This window comes from Roseococcus sp. GW821-FHT12F05 (genome assembly GCF_058806835.1).
In genome coordinates this window covers 177,756-195,032 of record NZ_JBXAQB010000013.1, presented here as the reverse complement: position 1 = coordinate 195,032, position 17,277 = coordinate 177,756, and the positions used below count along the sequence as shown (strand labels likewise).

Genomic DNA, 17,277 nt, shown 5'->3' with positions numbered 1-17,277 from the left:
CTTCTCAGCCATCTGCATCGCAGCAGCCGTCATCTTCTGGATCTAATCAATGAGTCCTGAGCCTAGCCGCCCGCGCCCAGCCGACCACGGTCTTGTCGTGCTGGCCCTCAAGCCGCCGGGAGCGGTGGTGCGTCGACACGGCTTAGAGCCGCTCCGGCTTTGCCTCGCTCAGGACCTTGGGTGGAGACCCGCGTCGGGCCATTGCCGTGTCCACCCTCCGTAGGAGCGACCCCTTGCGCTGTCGCTAAAATTCAGGAGGGGCATCTTCGCTTCCGCGCTTTCGCAGCGCTGCAATGAGCATGGCCGCTTCCCCGTCATCCCTCTTCTCGACGACCTCTTGAGCCGCGTTGAGCACACGCTCAAACCCTGGAACGTAGAGAGGTCCTTCCCGCCGCAATTCCAGCATCAGTGCTGCGACGATTTGCATTGCCGCGAAGCCAGCGGGACTGTCGTTCTCTGAAGCCATATCGGAGTTCCTGTTCGCGGAGACACTCCAACTCTGAAACGTTCAGCGCAACTCGTTATTCCTCATCGATTTCTCATTTGCCAGAAAGGCATCGAGGTCGCTTGTGCGGTTGTCGGCACGCTCCCAGATTTCGAGCACGCGTCGACATGGGAGCGGCTTCGATGGTCATGTCGATAAGGGCCAGTGGCTGCCCTGCCTAGACCGCCGAGGTTTGGTCTGGGGCCTTCGAGACATGGCCAGTTATGATCGCATCCTTGATGGTTTCCCAGGAAATGGGCCCGGGATCGTATAAATTCAGATGGCCCTTGGCCTCGTTATCCTCGAATTTTCCAACAAATTTCGCCGGGTTGTGAAGATCGAGTCGCACGAGATCCGTCCAATTATAGCGCCACCATTGCGATGTCAGGAGACGCTCGCAAATGGTATCGTCAAAGCGTTGGCGGATGGCGCGTGCTGGATTTCCACCTACAATCATGTACGGAGGTACATTTTTTGTCACCACGGAGTTTGCTGCAACAATAGATCCCGTTCCTATGTTAATTCCTCTGGCTAAAGTTACGTTTCCTCCGATCCACACATCGTGCTCTATAGTCGGGATTTTCTTTTGTTCCGGAAACGGAAAATCGACATTCGATACACCACTGTCCATCATCGAAATCTGCACGAAAGGAGATCGCGAATCATACGTGATGATTGATGTAGAGACGTGTGTGATCGGATGCTGTCGGCCAAAAATTTGTAAACCTGCTGCTATGGAGCAGTATCTTCCAACACTCATCTCCGAATTTAATTGGGAATAGCTGTAAGAATACGAACCTAAAGTATGCGGATAGGAGAAATTACGAGAAAATGCTGTGTAGGGTTCTATTTTCCCGGCCTTTAACCAGCTAATAACCTGCCGTTCATCTTTAAATGGCTCCCTTTTGATCCGGCGAAAAATCCGAAGATCCTCGAGGGTGCGGGCTAAATTTGCGGTGATCCGAAAATGTAGGAATTTTTCGTCTTCCCTAAAATTTGCCTCTTTAGCGGGATCGTCCATCAAAAGCTCCCAAGCCCAAAATAAATTTCAGTTTAGAGTGAGGCAGAAAGTGGCCATCCAGTCCATATAATAGTTGCGAATATAAAATGTTGGGCACCCAACTCGTGCCCGCCAGCGAGATGCATCGTGACGCCGAGCGCGAGCCGGTCATGCGGAGGAGCCATCGCATGGTGGCTCACCTCCGCGTCAACGACATAACACAGGCGTTCGGCAATCCTCATAAGGACCTGCAGCGCCGCGCAGCGTGGGCCGTAAGCATTCTCCATCGAGGAATGCATCAAAAGCGGACAGCGCGACAGCGGATGACGCCTCTCGATGCAGGGACGCGCACGGGCCGGGCGCCGCTCGCCCGCATGCGGCGTATCGCTTGTGGCTTCGCACTGTCTCGGGATCACTGGCACGCCGATTGCTGAGCCGTTTATCACGCATGCTTGATATCTGGCCTGGCCATGCGTCCCCAGGCCGGCGATCGCCGCAGCGACAGTGAAGCCGCCGACAGGGAGTGTTTCGGGATGTCATCCGCCGCAGACCAAGACCTCGAATCCGGTGCGGTGCGCCCCATGCGCCGCCAGGTGATGGCGGCCGCCGCCGGCCTCGCAACGCTGGCGGCACCGCGGCTGCTGCGGGCACAGGGACGCGTGCTCTACATCAATTCCCAGGGCGGCTCCTGGGAGGCCGCGGCGCGCAAGAACCTCTTCGATCCTTTCACGCAGCGCACCGGCATCGAGATCCGGACCGCACCCGGAGCCTCCTTCGCGAAGCTCGCGATGCAGGCCCGCACCGGCTCCTACGAGTTCGACATCGCCACCATCAACGCGCCCAACGTCGTGCAGGCCATGGCGTCGAACCTGTTGGAGCCGATCGACTTCAACCTCTTCGACCGCAGCGCCGTGCCCGCCGAGCTCGTCTTCGAGAACGCCGTCGGCAACCACGCCTATTCCACGAACATCTGCATCAACACCTCGAAGGTGCCGGCCGGCAGCATGCAGAGCTGGCAGGATTTCTGGGACGTCCAGAAATATCCCGGCCCGCGCTCGCTCGGCCGGACGCTCTCGCAGACCATCGTCTTCGCCCTGCTCGCCGACGGCGTGCCGCGCGACAAGCTCTACCCGATCGACGTGGACCGCGTGTTCCGCAGCCTGGACAGGATCAAGCAGCAGGTGCGCGTCTGGTGGACCACCGGCCCGCAGATCCGCCAGCTCCTCGGCGACGGCGAGGTCGGCGCGGCGGCGATCTGGCACGCCCATGGCGTGGCGCTGGCCCGCACCGGCGCGCCGGTCGAGATCATCTGGAACGACTTCACGCTGGACCGCACCTACTGGATCGTCTCGAAGGGCACGCCGCGCGCCTCCTTCGCCTGGCAGTTCATCAACTTCGCCCTGGAGCCGCGCAACAATGCCGGCTTCTGCATCGACGGCTTCTACGGCCCGCTCAACCCGCGCGCCTTCGAGTTCATCGACGCCGCCGCGGCCGAGACCATGCCCACCAACGAGCGCTACATGCCGCGCGCCATCGAATACGACGGCGCCGAGATGGGCCGCGTCCTGACGCCGATCTCGCGGCGCTTCGACCGGTGGCTGCAGCAGTAGCATGAGCGCGCGCAGCCTGGAGGCGCCGAGCCTCGGCACTGCCGTCGCCGCCTTCGCGGTGGCGGCCTTCATCCTTGCGCCGATCGTCATCATCGTGCCCATGTCCTTCAGCGCGGCGAATTCCTTCGAGTTCCCGCCGCCGAGCTACTGGCTGGGCCATTACCGCACCTACTTCACCGAGCTCGACTGGTTGCGGCCGACCTTCAACAGCTTCCTGGTCGGGCTGATCTCCAGCGCGCTCACGCTGGCAGTCGCCACGCCGGCCGCCTTCGCGGTCAACCGGCGCGAGTTCGCCGCGCGTCGCGCGCTGCAGATCCTGCTGCTGGTGCCGATGCTGGTGCCCAGCATCATCATGGCGATCAGCTACTACGCCGTCTTCGGCCGGCTGAACCTGAACCAGACCTACACGGGCATCATCCTCGCCCACACCTGCGTCTCGATCCCGGTCGTGCTCATCGCGATGTCCGCCTCGCTGCGGAACTTCGACCGCAACCTGGAGCGCGCGGCCATCATCTGCGGCGCGACGCCGGCGCAGACCTTCATCCATGTCACGCTGCCGCTGCTGCGGCCGGCCTTCCTGCTCGCCGGCTTCTTCGCCTTCATCCACTCCTTCGACGAGGCGACCATCTCGCTCTTCATCTCCAGCCGCGAGGCCTCGACCCTGCCGCGGCGGATGTTCTCCAGCATGCATCTGGAGGCCGACCCGGTGGTGGCGGTGGTGTCCACGCTGATGATCGGCATCGCGCTGGCCGTCATGGTGGGCGCCGCACTGCTGCGCCATCGCCAGGCGGCCGTGGAGGCCCGGCGATGAACGCCTCCACCGAAGCGGTCCTGCCCGCGATGATGGGTGCCGCCAGCGAGGCGGCACCGCGCCGGGCCTGGCGCGGCGTGCCGACCTGGGTGCTGCTGTTGCCTGCCATCATCTACCTGATCGTGGTCTTCGGCGTGCCGCTGGCGAACACCTTCTGGATGAGCGTCTCCGAGCCGGAGCTCGGGCCGCAGAACTACGAGCTGATCGCGACCGACCCGATCTACCTGCGCGTCTACCTCCGCACGGTGATCGTCGCCGCGACGGTCACGGTCTTCTGCCTGCTGCTCGGCTATCCGCTCGCCTACTATATGGCGCGCAAGGGCGGGCTGGTGGGCGCGCTGCTGCTGGCCGTCTGCGGGCTGTGCTTCTGGATCAGTTTTCTCGTCCGTACCTATGCCTGGCAGGTGATCCTGGGCAGCCGCGGGCCGGTGACGGCGATCGCGCGCTGGCTGGGCATCGAGCCGCCGCCGGTGCTGCTCTTCACCACGTCAGCCTCGCTCATCGCCATGACGCATATCCTGCTGCCCTACATGGTGCTGACGCTCTACGTCGTGCTGGCGCGGATCGACCCCAACCTGGTCCGCGCCGCGCACAGCCTGGGCGCCAGCCGGCAGCAGACTTTTTGCCGCGTGATCCTGCCGCTCTCGCTGCCGGCGGTGGTGAGCGGCTGCCTGCTGGTCTTTATCTTCTGCGTGGGCTTCTACGTGACGCCGACGCTGCTCGGCTCGCCGCGCGACATGATGATCGCGAGCCTCATCGCCAACGAGGTGGAGAGCACGCTCGACTTCGGCAGCGCCTCGGCGCTGTCCATGGTGCTGCTCGCCGCCATCCTGGTCCTGCTGACGCTCTACGACCGGCTCGTCGGCCTCGACCGGATCGTCCGCTAGCGCATGACCTTCTCCCCCGATCTCCGCTCGCTGCTGGCGCCCCGCAGCATCGCCATCGTCGGCGCCTCGGACCGACCGGGGCCCTCGGGGCGCATCTTCGCCTCGCTCCAGGCGATGGGCTTCGAGGGACCGGTCCATCCGGTGAATCCGGGCCGCGATCGCGTCTTCGGGCTGGCCTGTGCGCCCTCGCTCTCGGCGCTGGGCACGCCGCCCGAGGCCGCGGCGCTCTGCGTGGCGCCGGAGCGCGTGGCCGAGGCGGTGGTCGATGCCGCCGCCGCCGGGGTGAAGGCGGTCGTCTCCTATGCCAGCGGTGTCCAGCGCACGCTGTACCAGGGGCGGCCCTCCATCGAGGTGATCCAGGAGGTCTGCGCCAGCGCGAATATCGCCTTCGGCGGGCCCGACTGCATGGGCGTGCTCAATCCCGCCTCGCACTCGACGCTCTACCTCGGCCAGCTGCTGGACGCGGCGCCGGTGAAGGGCGATGTCGGCCTGATCACGCAGAGCGGCTCCATGGCGATCGGCCTGCTCACGGATTGCCGGCGCTACGGCTACAGCCACGTGATCTCCACCGGCGCCGAGGCGGTGCTGGGCGCCGCGCAGTACCTCGCCGCGCTGGCGGAGGATCCGGACACAAGCGTCATCGCGCTGTTCCTGGAGGCGGTGCGGGACATGGCGGGCTTCACCGCCGCGCTCGACCTCGCCCGCATCAGCGGCAAGCCGGTGGTCGTGCTGAAGGTCGGCAAGGTAGAGGCGAGCCGGCAGGCGGCGCTCGGCCATACCGGCGGCATCGCCGGCGACGCGCGCGTCTTCTCCGCGCTGCTGCGCCGCCACGGCGCGATCGAGGTCGCGACGCTGGAGGAGCTGACCGAGACCATCGTCTGCCTGCGCGCGGCGCGGCTGCCGCGCGGCCGGGGGATCGGCATCGTCAGCCCCTCGGGCGGGCATGTGGAATACGCGCTCGACACGGCGGGCCGCAGCCAGGTCGCGCTGCCGCCGATGCCCGAGGCGGCGCGCGAGGCGCTGACCGGCGTGATCGGGCCCTTCACGGGACCGGGCAATCCGATCGACGCCTGGGGCAACGGCGATTTCGAGACGAACCTCCGCGCCGGCCTCGCCGCCTTCGCGGGCTCCGAGGCGCATGGCGCCGTCGCGCTGATCACCGACACCATGGACGGCCAGCCGACGCGGCCCACGCGCTACGTGGACGCGCTGCTCGACATCTCCGCGGCCTGCGACAAGCCGTTTTTCCTGTTGAGCTCCCGCTTCGGCTTGTTCCGTCAGGAGAATGTGGACCGGCTCTCCGCGAACGGTGCCGCACAGCTCAGCGGCATCGAGCCGGCCCTGCGCGCCATCTCCAAGGCAGCGGCGTGGCGCGAGGCGAGGGCCATGGCACCCCGCCCGGCGGCCGTCTTCCTGCCGGAGCTGGCCGCGCCGGGGTGGCAGCACGAGGTCGCGGCCAAGACCCTCCTGCAACGCCACGGCTTCGCCGTCCCACCGGGCGATCTGGTCGCTCCGGACGGCGATCCCGCGGCGGTGGCAGCCGAGCTGGGCTTCCCGGTCGCGCTGAAGGTGATCGAGGACCGCATCCCGCACCGCACGCCCTATGGCCTCGTCGCGCTCGACCTCGCGGACGCCGATGCCGTGCGCCAGGCCGCCGCGCGCATCCGCGCGAAGCTGCTCGAGCACTTCCCCGACTGCGCCGCCGCTCCTCTCCTCGTCGAGCGCATGACGCCGGCCGGAATCGATCTCTTCCTGGCCGCGAGCACCGATCCCGAAAGCGGCCCCATGCTCACCCTAGGCCTCGGCGGCTTCCTGCTGGAGGCGGTGCGCGACGTCGTCGCGATCCCGCTGCCCTCGCGCGAGGGCGAGGTCGCCTCCCTGCTGGAGGAAAGCGCCGTCGGCCGCTTCCTCGCCTCGGCCTCCGGCGCGATGTTCGGCGGCGTCGGACCCGTGGTCCGCTTCGCCGAGTCGCTGGGTGATTTTTACGCCACCGGCCGCTTCTCCCTGATCGAGCTCAACCCCGTCCGGCTCGTCCCCGGACAGGCGGAGCCCGTCATCCTCGACGCGCTGCTGGCCGTGCAGGCAGGAACCCCATGACCGACACCCTCCTCGCCGAGCCCCATGGCCGGATTCTCGTCCTCACCCTGAACAAGCCCGAGAAGCTGAACGCGCTCGATGCCGGCATGCTGGCGGCGATCGCGACACGCCTGCGCGCCGCCGACGAGGATGACGGTATCTCCGCCACCGTCATCACCGGCGCTGGCGGCCGCGCCTTCTCCACCGGCTTTGACATGACCGGCGGCGGCAGCGCCAGCACCGCGCCGGTGCAGGAACGTCTGCGCGCCAATCTCGAGAGCTTCCTCGCCGTCTGGCACGCGCGAAAGCCCGTGATCGCGGCGGTGGACGGCTATGCGCTCGGCGCGGGCTGCATCCTGGCGAGCCTTTGCGACCTCGTGATCGCCTCCGAGCGGTCGAGCTTCGGCGAGCCGGAAATCCGCTACTGGAACCCCGCCTCCGTCACCATCCTGCCCTGGATCATCGGCATCCGCCGCGCGAAGGAGCTGCTCTTCTTCGGCCGCAAGCTCGATGCGAAGGCTGCGTTCGACTGCGGCCTCGTGAACGAGGTGCTGCCCGCTGAGGGCTTTTTCGATGCCGCACTCGCCGCCGTCCGCCCGCTAACGCATCTCCACCCGGCCGCGCTCGCCGCGGTGAAGCGAGCGGTGAACGGCGGGATGGAGCGCGCCGGCTTCCTGGACGCGCTGCGCGACGGCGTGGATGCCATCGCGCCCCTCTACGGCCAGGACTCGCCCACCGCGAAGGTCTACCGCGCCGAGGTCCTGGCGCGCGGCTTCCGGGACTACATCCGCCACCGCGATGCGCTGCTCGGGAGCTGAAGCGATGTCCCATCTCCACCTGGTGGACGTGTCCAAGCGCTACGGCGGCGTGCAGGCCGTGATCGGCGCCTCGCTGGAGGTGCAGGCCGGCGAGTTCGTCAGCCTTCTCGGCCCCAGCGGCTCGGGCAAGACGACCACGCTGATGATGATCGCGGGCTTCGAGGAGCCGAGCGGCGGCAGCATCCTGCTCGCCGGCCGCCATGTGGAGCACGTGCCGCCCAACCAGCGCGACATCGGCATGGTGTTCCAGAACTACGCGCTCTTCCCGCACCTCACGATTGCCGAGAATGTCGCCTTCCCGCTGAAGGTCCGCCGCCGCCCGAAGGCCGAGGTCGGCGCCGCGGTCGGCCGCGCACTGGCGCTGGTCGGACTCGCGGACAAGGCGGACCGGCTGCCGAAGCAGCTCTCCGGCGGGCAGCAGCAGCGCGTGGCCCTGGCCCGCGCCCTGGTCTACGAGCCGAAGCTGCTGCTGCTCGACGAGCCGCTCTCCGCGCTGGACAAGAACCTGCGCGAGCAGATGCAGATCGAGCTGCGTCGCATCCACCGCCAGGTCGGCATCACCACGCTCTACGTGACGCACGACCAGACCGAGGCGATGACGCTCTCCGACCGCATCGTTGTGTTCAACCGCGGGCGGATCGAGCAGGTCGGCGCGCCGCTCGACGTCTATGCCCGCCCGGCGAGCCGCTTCGCCGCCAGCTTCATCGGCGACAGCAACATCCTGGAGGGCCGCCTCGGCGAGGCGCCGACCGAGCTGCGCGGCGGCGACGGCCTGCGCGTCCTCGCCGGTAATCCCATCCTGCCCGACGGCCAGGGCGAGGCCTGCGTCCTGGTGCGGCCCGAGGACATCGAGCTCGGCGAGCCGCCCGACGGGCGCCCGGCGAACCGGATGACCGTGCAGGTCACCGGCGTGCTGAACATGGGCGCAGGCATTCTGATCCTGGCGCAGCATGGCGGCCGCGAGATCCGCATCCGCTCTGCCACCTCGGCGCTGTCAGCCGCGCGCGAGGGCGCGCCGCTGCCGGTCTGGTGGGCGCCGGAAAAATCCTGGCCCATCCCGCCGACCGGAGTTCCGTCATGAACCGCAACCGCCCGGACCAGATGCATCTCGGGGCCTTCTTCCATCCGACCGGCCACCACGTGGCGGCCTGGCTGCATCCCGGCTCGCAGATCGATGCGGGCACCAACTTCCGGCACTACGTCAGCCTCGCGCAGACGGCTGAGCGCGGAAAGTTCGACCTGATGTTCCTGGCCGACGGTGCCGCGGTCCGCGAGGGCGACATGGAGGCGTTGAGCCGCTGGCCGCAATACCTCGTCTATTTCGAGCCGCTGACCCTGCTCTCCGGCATCGCGGCGATGACAAGCCGCATCGGCCTGGTCGCAACGGCCTCCACCAGCTTCAATGAGCCCTACAACGTCGCCAGAAAATTCGCCTCGCTCGACCACATCAGCGGCGGGCGCGCGGGCTGGAATGTCGTCACGTCAGCGGGCGGCGCGGGCGCGCTCAACTTCAGCCGCGACAGCCACTACGGCCATGACGAGCGCTACGACCGCGCCGTCGAATTCGCCGCGGTGGTCCGCGGGCTCTGGGACAGTTGGGAGGACGACGCGTTCCTCCGCGATCGCGCGACGCAGCGCTACTTCGACCCGGCGAAGCTGCACACGCTGGACCACCGCGGCGAGCATTTTTCCGTGCGCGGGCCGCTGAACGCCGCGCGGCCGCCGCAGGGCCATCCGGTGCTGTTCCAGGCGGGCGGCTCCGAGCCGGGACGCGAGCTCGCGGCCGGCACCTGCGAGGCCGTCTTCACGCCGCTGCACACGCTGGAGATGGCGCAGTCCTTCTACAAGGACGTGAAGGGCCGCATGGCGAAGTACGGCCGGAACCCGGACCAGCTGAAGATCATGCCCGGCCTCAACCCGGTGATCGGCCGCACGACCGCGGAAGCCCACGAGAAGCACCGCTACCTGCAGTCGCTGATCCATCCGAGTGTGGGGCTGGAGCTGCTGTCCAACGCGCTCGGCGGTTACAACCTGAAAAACTGCGACCTCGACGGCCCGCTGCCCGCCGAGCTGGACGGGATGAGCACCGAGGGCGGGCAGACGCAGATGCGCAACGTCCTGGCCTGGGCGCGCAAGGACAACCTCACCATCCGGCAGCTCTACGAGCGATACGCCGGCGCGCGCGGCCAGCGCACCATCCTCGGCAATCCCGAGGAGATCGCGGACCAGATGCAGTCCTGGTTCGAGGCCCATGGCGTGGACGGCTACCTGATCCAGCCGCCCTATCTGCCGGAAGGGCTGGACGAGTTCGTGGACCTCGTCATCCCCGTGCTGCAGGAGCGCGGCGTGTTCCGCGCCGATTACGAGGGCACGACGCTGCGCGAACATCTCGGCCTCGCGCGGCCGGAGAACCGCTACGCGGCGGCGCGGAAGTCGGCATGACCATGGACTGGCGCGACATGACTCCCGAGGCGCTGAGCGCCGCCTACGACAATGCCGGCGCGGTTGAGGGCGCGCGCGCCATCGTCACCGGCTGGGCCGCCGATTCCGCCCTGCGCCGCGAGGAGGCGCCGGCCGGGATGGACCAGCCCTATGGGCCGGGCGAGCGGCAGGCCTGGGACCTCTTCCCCGCCGCCGATCCCAAGGCGCCGTGCTTCGTCTTCATCCATGGCGGCTACTGGCAGATGAACAGCCGCCAGGGCTTTTCCTGCATGGCGGACGGGCTGCGCGCGGCCGGCTGGTCTGCCGCGCTGCCGAGCCACACGCTGGCGCCGCAGGCCAGCCTGACCGCCATCGCCGCCGAGATGCGCCAGGCCATGGACTGGCTCGCCGCCGAAGGCCCGGCGCACGGCATCGCGGGGCCGGTGCTGCTCTCCGGTTGGTCGGCCGGCGGGCACCTGGCGGCGCTGCTGGCTGAGCATCCGCTGGTGACGGCCGTGCTCGCCATCTCCGGCGTCTTCGACCTGGAGCCGATCGCCGGCACCCGCCTGAACACCGCGCTCTCGCTTCTGCCGGAGGAGATCGAGATCCTCTCGCCGATCCGCCGCCCCTCCGTCGCGAAGCCGATCGCGATCGCCTACGGCACCGCCGAGCTGCCGGAGCTGCAACGGCAGTCGCGCGACTTCCACGCCAAGCGCGCCGCCGCCGGACTGCCCGGGCCGCTGCTGCCGGTCGCCGGTGCGGATCATTTCAGCGTGCTCGCCGCACTGCGCCAGCCGGAGGGCGAGCTGGCGCGCGCCGCGCGTGACCTCATGGCAGCCCAAGCCCGATGACGGACCACCCCATGCACCTCACGACATCCCTGAACGGCCATGGCGCGCATCCCGCCGCCTGGCGCGTCGCCTCGCTCCAGGCCGCCCCGGGCCGCGCGCCCGACTACCGGCCGCTGGTCCGGCAGGCGGAGGCGGGCCTGCTCGACGCGGTGTTCTTCGGCCCCTCGGGCGCCACGCCGGCCCACACGCTAGGCGGCGCGGCCGATACGCTCCAGCTCGACCCGCTGCCGCTCATCGCCTCGCTCATCGGGCACACTTCGCGCATCGGCCTCGGTGCCTCGGTCTATCTGCGGCACACCGAGCCCTTCCACACGGCCCGGGCCTTCGCGGTGACGGACCGCTTCTCCGGTGGGCGGACGGCCTTTCTCGTGGACCTCGAGGGCATGGACCAGCAGGAGGCCGACTTCGCGCATCGGCCGCCGCTGACCGAGGCGGAGCAATACGAGCGCGCGGCCGAGTACATTGAGGTCGCGACCAAGCTCTGGGGCAGCTGGGGCGAAGGCGCCATCCTGGCCGACAAGGAGACCGGCTGGTTCGCTGATTCCAGCGTGATCAATCCGATCAACCATGCGGGCCGCCACTTCTCGGTGCGCGGTCCGCTCGTCGCCATGCACCCGCGCCAGGGATGGCCGGTGATCGCGATGCGCGACGCCTCGCCGCCCGGCCTGCGCCTGGCCGCCGCGACGGCCGATGTCTTCCTCGCCTCCTGCCGCACGCTCGACGAGGCACGCGCTCTCTCGGCCAGCCTGCGGCAGCAGGTGGTGGAGGCCGGTCGGGCCGCCGGGGATCTGCGCATCCTGATGTCCGTGATGCCCATCCTCGCGGCATCGCCGGCGGAAGCGCAGCGCCGCGCGGCCTCGCTCGACGTCGAGATCACGCCCGAGCTGGCGCGCTCGCTCGCCGCCCTGCCGGCGGACGCGGCGCCGCGCCGCTTCGTCGGCAGCGTCGACGCCTTTTGCGACGAGCTTGCGGCCTGGCATGCGGCGGGCGTCTGCGATGGCTTCAACATCCTGCCGCCGGTGCTGACCGACGACCTCGCCCTGCTGACGGGCCGCGTCGTGCCGGAGCTGCAGCGGCGCGGGCTTTTCCGCACGCAGCCCGCCGCCGGCACGCTGCGCGAGACGCTGGGCCTGAAGCGCCCGCAGGTCGCGGTGGCGGCATGATGCGCTGGGCACGGGGCATCCGGCCGCATAGCGGCCGGCGCCGCCCAACTCACCTTCCGGCCGGGTGCGCCAGCGGCGCGGCGAAGCCAAGCGCGCGGAGCGCGCGCCCGGCGTCTGAGGGCATAGAAAGGGAGAGCGTGTGATGGCGCAACGCAGGCAGCTTCACCTCGGCCTGTTCACCTATCCGGGCGGGCACCACATCGCGGGCTGGCGGCATCCCTCCACGCCGGCCTCCGGCGTCGCGGAATTCGCCTTCTACAAGGAGATGGCGCAGCTCGCCGAGCGCGGGAAACTCGACCTGCTCTTCGTCGGCGACACGCTCTTCACCCGCGAGAAGGACGGCCGCTTCTTCGGGCGGCAGGCCATCTCCAACCCCGATCCGGTCTCGCTGCTCTCGGCGGTCTCCTCGGTGACGGAGCATCTCGGGCTGGTCGGCACGCTCTCCACGACCTACCACGAGCCCTACGCCATTGCCTCCAAGTTCGCGACGCTCGACCATGTCAGCAACGGCCGCGCCGGGTGGAACATCGTGACCACCTGGGAGGACCGGGCCTCGATGAACTTCAGCCGCGACAAGGCGATGGAGAAGGCCGACCGCTACATCCGCGGCAAGGAGTTCGTGGACGCCTGCACCGCCCTCTGGGACAGCTGGGAGGACGGCGCCCTGCTCGACGACCGCGCCGGCGGGCGCTACCTCGATCCCGCGCGCATCCATGCCGCGAACCACCGCAGCCCGAGCTTTTCCGTGCAGGGCCCGCTGCGGCAGCCGCGGCCGGTCCAGGGCTGGCCGGTGATGGTGCAGGCCGGCGGCTCGCCGCCCGGGCTGGAATTCGCGGCCCAGGTGGCCGAGGCGATCTTCACCGCGCAGACCCGGCTGCCCGAGGCGCAGGCCTTTCGCTCCGGCACCCATGCGCGCATGCGCAAGTACGGGCGCGATCCGGACCAGCTGGTGATCATGCCCGGCCTCTCGCCGCTGCTCGGCTCGACGGAGGAGGAAGCGCAGAAGCTGGAGAAGGAACTGGCCGAGCTGGTGCACCCGGAGGTCGCGATCTGGATGCTGAGCGAGAACCTGAATTTTCCTCTCTATGACCGCGACCCCGGCGATCCCATGCCGATCGCCGAGGTGCGCGCCTGGAAGCGGCCCACGGCCAACACCGACGTGCTGCTCACCACGGCCGAGCAGCAGGGGCTCACCATCGAGCAGACCGCGCGCGTCATCGCCCGCTCGCGCTCGCACCAGAGCTTCGTCGGCACGCCGGAGCAGCTGGCCGACCTCATGCAGCAATGGTTCACGGAGGGCGGCTGCGACGGCTTCAACCTCATGCCGCCCTACTTCCCCCTGCAGCTCCAGGTCTTCGTGGAGCAGGTGGTGCCGATCCTGCAGCGGCGCGGCCTGTTCCGCCTCGACTACGAGGGCAAGACCCTGCGCGAGAACATGGGCCTGAAGCGACCGCCCGGGCGCCACGCCACCGCCGCCGCCTCCGCCGCGTGAGGGCCGGCCTCCACATCACGGCGGAGGTCCGATGCCGGACATGACGGCGCCGGAGGGTCTGATCGGCGTGCCGCAGGCGGAGCCCGTGCTGCAGGTCCGCGACCTCGCCATCGAGTTCGCCTCGCGCGGGCATGTCGTGCCGGCGTTGCAAGGCGTCAGCTTCGACGTGCCGGCAGGCGGCTGCCTTGGCATCGTGGGCGAGTCCGGCAGCGGCAAGAGCGTCAGCTCGCTGGCCGTCATGGGCCTCCTGCCGAAGCCAGCCGCGCGCATCACGCGGGGGAGCATCCGCTTCGAGGGCGAGGACCTGCTGACCCTGGCGCCGGCCGCGCTGCGCGCCATGCGCGGCCGCGCCTTCTCGATGATCTTCCAGGAGCCGATGAGCTCGCTGAACCCCGCCTTCACCGTGGGCGACCAGATCGCCGAGGCGATCCGCGCACATGAGCGCATTGGCAAGCGCGAGGCGCGCGACCGCGCGATCGCGCTGCTGCGCCAGGTGCGCATCCCGTCGCCGGAAAAGCGCTTCGACGAGTATCCGCACCGGCTCTCCGGCGGCATGCGCCAGCGCGTGATGATCGCCATGGCGCTGGCCGGCGACCCGCGCCTGCTCATCGCCGACGAGCCGACCACCGCGCTCGACGTCACGGTGCAGGCGCAGATCATGGAGCTGCTGCGCAGCATCCAGCAGGAGCGCGGCACGGCGATCCTGCTCATCTCGCACAATCTCGGCCTGATCGCCGGCCTCGCGGACCGGATCGCCGTCATGTATGCCGGCCGCGTCGTGGAGCAGGGGCCGGCGGCGCGCCTTCTGACCGAACCCGAGCATCCCTACACGATCGGCCTGCTCGGGGCCGTGCCGCGGGCGGAGCCGGGGGACCGGCCGCTGGTCGGCATCGAGGGCAGCGTGCCCGACCTGCGGCGGCTGCCGCCCGGCTGCGTCTTCGAGCCGCGCTGCCCCTTCGCGGAAGCCGTCTGCCGCGAGAGAGAGCCGGTGCTGCGCGAGCTCGGTCCCGGCCATGCGGCGGCCTGCCACCTGGCCCCGCTGGAGCTGGCCGCATGAGCGCGCCCATGCTCAGCGTGCGCGGATTGCGCAAGCACTTCCCCGTCGGCGGACCCTTCCGTCGCAGCCGCGTCGCGGCGGTGGACGGCGTGAGCTTCGACATCGCCGAAGGGGAGACGCTCGGCCTTGTCGGCGAGAGCGGCTGCGGCAAGTCCACCACCGGGCGGCTGGTGCTGCGGCTGCTGGAGCCGACCTCCGGCAGCGTCGCCTTCCGCGGCGAGGAGCTGATGGCGCTGAGCCCCGCACAGATGATCTCGCGCCGGCGGAACTTGCAGCTCATCTTCCAGGACCCGTTCAGCTCGCTGAATCCGAGCATGACCGTGCGGGAGATCATCGGCGAGCCGCTGGTCGTGCACCGCGTGGACGTGAGGTCGGGTATCGACCAGCGCGTGGCGGAGCTGCTGACCATGGTGGGCCTCAGCCCCGCCCATATGCGCCGCCACCCGCACGAGTTCTCCGGCGGCCAGCGCCAGCGCATCGGCATCGCGCGCGCCCTGGCGCTGGAGCCGCAGCTCATCGTCTGCGACGAGCCGGTCTCGGCGCTCGACGTCTCGGTGCAGGCGCAGATCCTGAACCTGCTGCGCCGGGTTCAGCGGGAGCTCGGCGTGGCGCTGCTGTTCATCTCGCATGACCTGATGGCCGTGCGCTACATCGCCCACCGGGTGGCGGTGATGTATCTCGGACGCCTGGTCGAGGCGGCCCCGACGGAGGCGATCTTCGACCGGCCGCGCCATCCCTACACGCGCGCTCTGCTCGACGCCGTGCCCGCGCCGGAGATCGGCGGCACGCCGCGTCCGGTGCTGGAGGGCGACCCGCCGAGCCCGCTCGATCCGCCCTCCGGCTGTCACTTCCACCCCCGCTGCCCCTACGCCACCGAACTCTGCCGCGCGCAGGCGCCGGAGCTCACCGAGGCCGACGGCCAGGCGGTCGCCTGCCACCATTGGCGGACCCTTCCGCCCTGGCCCGGGCTGAGCCCGGCGCTGACCCGCCCCGTCGGCCCGCGCCTCGCGAGGCTGCTGGAACGGTTCCGCCAACCCGCGGCGCCCCAGGGCGCCCTCACCGAATGATCAAGGAGGCGCGGATGCGCAGCTTACGGACACTGGCCCTCGCGGCGCTTGCCGCCACCTGGGCCCTCGGCGCGGCAGCACAGGGCACGATGCGCATCGGCATCGCCGAGGACCCCGACACGCTCGACCCCACGCTGAACCGCACCGCCGCCGGCCGCCAGCCGATGACGGCCATCTGCGACAAGCTCTTCGACGTGGACACCAATCTCCAGCTCGTGCCGCAGCTCGCCGAGGGCTACGAGGTCGCGGCGGGCAGAATGTCCGTGACCCTCAAGCTGCGCCCCAACCTGCGGTTCCATGACGGCGAGCCGCTGGACGCCGAGGCGGTGCGCTTCAACTTCGAGCGCCACATGACGCTGACCGGCACGATCCGGCGCAGCGAGCTCGCGGCCGTGGCCTCGGTCGAGGTGGTCGATCCGCTCACCGTCCGGATCGCGCTGAAGCAGCCGCAGAGCAACCTCCTGCTCATCGTCCTGGCCGAGCGCGCCGGTATGATGGTCTCGCCCAAGGCGGCGCGCGAGCTCGGCGACCGCTTCGGCTCGCGTCCCGTCTGCGCCGGGCCCTTCCGCTTCGTCGAGCGCGTGCCGCAGGGCCGCATCGTCGTGCAGCGCTTCGACGGCTACTGGAACCGCGAGAACGTGCTGCTCGACCGCATCGACTACATGCCGATCAGCGATTCGACGGTGCGCCTCGCGGCACTCCGCTCGGGCGAGCTGCAGATCGCCGAGCGCCTGACGCCGACCGACATCCCGCAGCTGCGCGGCGATTCCCGCGTCACCGTCGTCTCGGCGCCGGACCTCGGCTACCACAACATCCGCCTCAACTCGAACAACGGCCCGCGCGGGCGGATTTTTCGCGACGTGCGCGTGCGCCGTGCGGTCAGCCTCGCCATCGACCGGCAGGCGCTGGTGCAGGCACTGTTCAACGGCGACTACCTGGCCGGCAACCAGTTCGTGAATCCGCAGAGTCCCTACTACGCGCCCGATCGCCCCGTGCCGGCGCGCGACCTCCCCACCGCGCGGCGCCTGCTGCGCGAGGCGGGCGCGAGCAACCTCACCTTCACGCTCCTCGTCCCCGCCGAGCGCGAGCGGCAGGAGGCGGCGCAGTTCCTCCAGGCGATGCTGGCCGAGGCCGGCATCACCATGAACATCGAGACGCAGGACAATGCCTCGCTGCTGCAGACTGCCCGCCGCGGGCAGTTCGACGCGGCCTTCGCCTTCTGGAGCGGCAGGCCGCATCCGGACGGCAACATCTACTCGCACTACGCCTGCAACGCGCCGCTGAACGATTCGCGCTACTGCAACGAGGAGCTGGACCGCATCCTCAACCGCGCGCGCGAGGCCACCGAGGAGGAGGAGCGCCGCACGTTGTACCGCCAGGCCAACGTGATCCTGGCCGACGACGTGCCGAGCGTTGTGCTATGGCACCGCCGCACCTTCACGGGCGTCAGCACCCGCGTGCAGGGCTTCATCGTGCATCCCGACGCCACGATCCGCGTGATCGGGCTGCGGCTGCCATAGGCGGGCGGGCAGGGCGGGCC

15 protein-coding genes are annotated in these 17,277 nt (G+C 69.2%); 13 read left to right on the top strand and 2 right to left on the bottom strand.

All coding sequences use genetic code 11. From position 1 onward, the window contains the following. Positions 1-244 precede the first annotated feature (244 nt). Both AC1ROY_RS25785 and AC1ROY_RS25780 read right to left on the bottom strand, forming a co-directional pair. Positions 245-466, bottom strand: coding sequence for a hypothetical protein (locus AC1ROY_RS25785; protein WP_493151779.1), 222 nt, complete (start codon positions 464-466; stop codon positions 245-247). A gap of 196 nt (positions 467-662) precedes the next feature. Then, positions 663-1,505: a CatB-related O-acetyltransferase gene (locus AC1ROY_RS25780; protein ID WP_493151778.1), complete on the bottom strand. Its 843-nt coding sequence runs from the start codon at positions 1,503-1,505 to the stop codon at positions 663-665. Between the two features lie 512 nt (positions 1,506-2,017). On the opposite strand from AC1ROY_RS25780, the gene AC1ROY_RS25775 reads away from it, so the two are divergent. The 13 genes from AC1ROY_RS25775 (at position 2,018) to AC1ROY_RS25715 (ending at position 17,257) form a co-directional block, all read left to right on the top strand. Further along, positions 2,018-3,094, top strand: a complete 1,077-nt coding sequence (locus AC1ROY_RS25775; RefSeq protein ID WP_493151777.1) for an ABC transporter substrate-binding protein — start codon at positions 2,018-2,020, stop codon at positions 3,092-3,094. A gap of 1 nt (position 3,095) precedes the next feature. Then, complete coding sequence (locus AC1ROY_RS25770) at positions 3,096-3,905, top strand: ABC transporter permease (RefSeq protein WP_493151776.1); 810 nt, start codon at positions 3,096-3,098, stop codon at positions 3,903-3,905. Further along, positions 3,902-4,792 (top strand): ABC transporter permease, encoded by an 891-nt coding sequence (locus AC1ROY_RS25765; RefSeq protein WP_493151775.1) that lies wholly within the window; start codon positions 3,902-3,904, stop codon positions 4,790-4,792. Before AC1ROY_RS25770 ends, AC1ROY_RS25765 begins: the two co-directional genes overlap by 4 nt. A 3-nt stretch (positions 4,793-4,795) precedes the next feature. Then, positions 4,796-6,889 (top strand): acetate--CoA ligase family protein, encoded by a 2,094-nt coding sequence (locus AC1ROY_RS25760; protein WP_493151774.1) that lies wholly within the window; start codon positions 4,796-4,798, stop codon positions 6,887-6,889. Next, positions 6,886-7,686 carry an enoyl-CoA hydratase/isomerase family protein gene (locus tag AC1ROY_RS25755; RefSeq protein WP_493151773.1) on the top strand — a complete coding sequence of 267 codons (801 nt, stop codon included), beginning with the start codon at positions 6,886-6,888 and terminating at the stop codon, positions 7,684-7,686. The genes AC1ROY_RS25760 and AC1ROY_RS25755 overlap by 4 nt, the downstream gene beginning before the upstream one ends. Before the next feature lie 4 nt (positions 7,687-7,690). Then, positions 7,691-8,767, top strand: a complete 1,077-nt coding sequence (locus tag AC1ROY_RS25750) for an ABC transporter ATP-binding protein (protein ID WP_493151772.1) — start codon at positions 7,691-7,693, stop codon at positions 8,765-8,767. Continuing rightward, on the top strand, positions 8,764-10,128 hold the full coding sequence (locus AC1ROY_RS25745) for an LLM class flavin-dependent oxidoreductase (RefSeq protein ID WP_493151771.1): 1,365 nt from the start codon (positions 8,764-8,766) through the stop codon (positions 10,126-10,128). Before AC1ROY_RS25750 ends, AC1ROY_RS25745 begins: the two co-directional genes overlap by 4 nt. Beyond that, positions 10,125-10,958, top strand: a complete 834-nt coding sequence (locus AC1ROY_RS25740) for an alpha/beta hydrolase (RefSeq protein WP_493151770.1) — start codon at positions 10,125-10,127, stop codon at positions 10,956-10,958. Before AC1ROY_RS25745 ends, AC1ROY_RS25740 begins: the two co-directional genes overlap by 4 nt. Positions 10,959-10,969: 11 nt before the next feature. After that, positions 10,970-12,121, top strand: coding sequence for an LLM class flavin-dependent oxidoreductase (locus AC1ROY_RS25735; RefSeq protein ID WP_493151769.1), 1,152 nt, complete (start codon positions 10,970-10,972; stop codon positions 12,119-12,121). Between the two features lie 142 nt (positions 12,122-12,263). Continuing rightward, positions 12,264-13,613, top strand: a complete 1,350-nt coding sequence (locus AC1ROY_RS25730) for an LLM class flavin-dependent oxidoreductase (protein ID WP_493151768.1) — start codon at positions 12,264-12,266, stop codon at positions 13,611-13,613. Positions 13,614-13,644: 31 nt separating this feature from the next. Then, on the top strand, positions 13,645-14,670 hold the full coding sequence (locus tag AC1ROY_RS25725) for an ABC transporter ATP-binding protein (RefSeq protein ID WP_493151767.1): 1,026 nt from the start codon (positions 13,645-13,647) through the stop codon (positions 14,668-14,670). After that, positions 14,667-15,737, top strand: coding sequence for an ABC transporter ATP-binding protein (locus AC1ROY_RS25720; protein WP_493151766.1), 1,071 nt, complete (start codon positions 14,667-14,669; stop codon positions 15,735-15,737). The genes AC1ROY_RS25725 and AC1ROY_RS25720 overlap by 4 nt, the downstream gene beginning before the upstream one ends. 14 nt (positions 15,738-15,751) lie before the next feature. Beyond that, entirely contained in the window at positions 15,752-17,257 is a 1,506-nt protein-coding gene (locus tag AC1ROY_RS25715) for an ABC transporter substrate-binding protein (RefSeq protein WP_493151765.1), read from the top strand. Positions 17,258-17,277: the final 20 nt, after the last annotated feature.

What these genes read in the sequence shown, in the direction of transcription:
- AC1ROY_RS25785 (WP_493151779.1), bottom strand. Translation starts at nt 466, where the DNA reads ATGGCTTCAGAGAACGACAGTCCCGCTGGCTTCGCGGCAATGCAAATC.
- AC1ROY_RS25780 (WP_493151778.1), bottom strand. Translation starts at nt 1,505, where the DNA reads ATGGACGATCCCGCTAAAGAGGCAAATTTTAGGGAAGACGAAAAATTC.
- AC1ROY_RS25775 (WP_493151777.1), top strand. Translation starts at nt 2,018, where the DNA reads ATGTCATCCGCCGCAGACCAAGACCTCGAATCCGGTGCGGTGCGCCCC.
- AC1ROY_RS25770 (WP_493151776.1), top strand. Translation starts at nt 3,096, where the DNA reads ATGAGCGCGCGCAGCCTGGAGGCGCCGAGCCTCGGCACTGCCGTCGCC.
- AC1ROY_RS25765 (WP_493151775.1), top strand. Translation starts at nt 3,902, where the DNA reads ATGAACGCCTCCACCGAAGCGGTCCTGCCCGCGATGATGGGTGCCGCC.
- AC1ROY_RS25760 (WP_493151774.1), top strand. Translation starts at nt 4,796, where the DNA reads ATGACCTTCTCCCCCGATCTCCGCTCGCTGCTGGCGCCCCGCAGCATC.
- AC1ROY_RS25755 (WP_493151773.1), top strand. Translation starts at nt 6,886, where the DNA reads ATGACCGACACCCTCCTCGCCGAGCCCCATGGCCGGATTCTCGTCCTC.
- AC1ROY_RS25750 (WP_493151772.1), top strand. Translation starts at nt 7,691, where the DNA reads ATGTCCCATCTCCACCTGGTGGACGTGTCCAAGCGCTACGGCGGCGTG.
- AC1ROY_RS25745 (WP_493151771.1), top strand. Translation starts at nt 8,764, where the DNA reads ATGAACCGCAACCGCCCGGACCAGATGCATCTCGGGGCCTTCTTCCAT.
- AC1ROY_RS25740 (WP_493151770.1), top strand. Translation starts at nt 10,125, where the DNA reads ATGACCATGGACTGGCGCGACATGACTCCCGAGGCGCTGAGCGCCGCC.
- AC1ROY_RS25735 (WP_493151769.1), top strand. Translation starts at nt 10,970, where the DNA reads ATGCACCTCACGACATCCCTGAACGGCCATGGCGCGCATCCCGCCGCC.
- AC1ROY_RS25730 (WP_493151768.1), top strand. Translation starts at nt 12,264, where the DNA reads ATGGCGCAACGCAGGCAGCTTCACCTCGGCCTGTTCACCTATCCGGGC.
- AC1ROY_RS25725 (WP_493151767.1), top strand. Translation starts at nt 13,645, where the DNA reads ATGCCGGACATGACGGCGCCGGAGGGTCTGATCGGCGTGCCGCAGGCG.
- AC1ROY_RS25720 (WP_493151766.1), top strand. Translation starts at nt 14,667, where the DNA reads ATGAGCGCGCCCATGCTCAGCGTGCGCGGATTGCGCAAGCACTTCCCC.
- AC1ROY_RS25715 (WP_493151765.1), top strand. Translation starts at nt 15,752, where the DNA reads ATGCGCAGCTTACGGACACTGGCCCTCGCGGCGCTTGCCGCCACCTGG.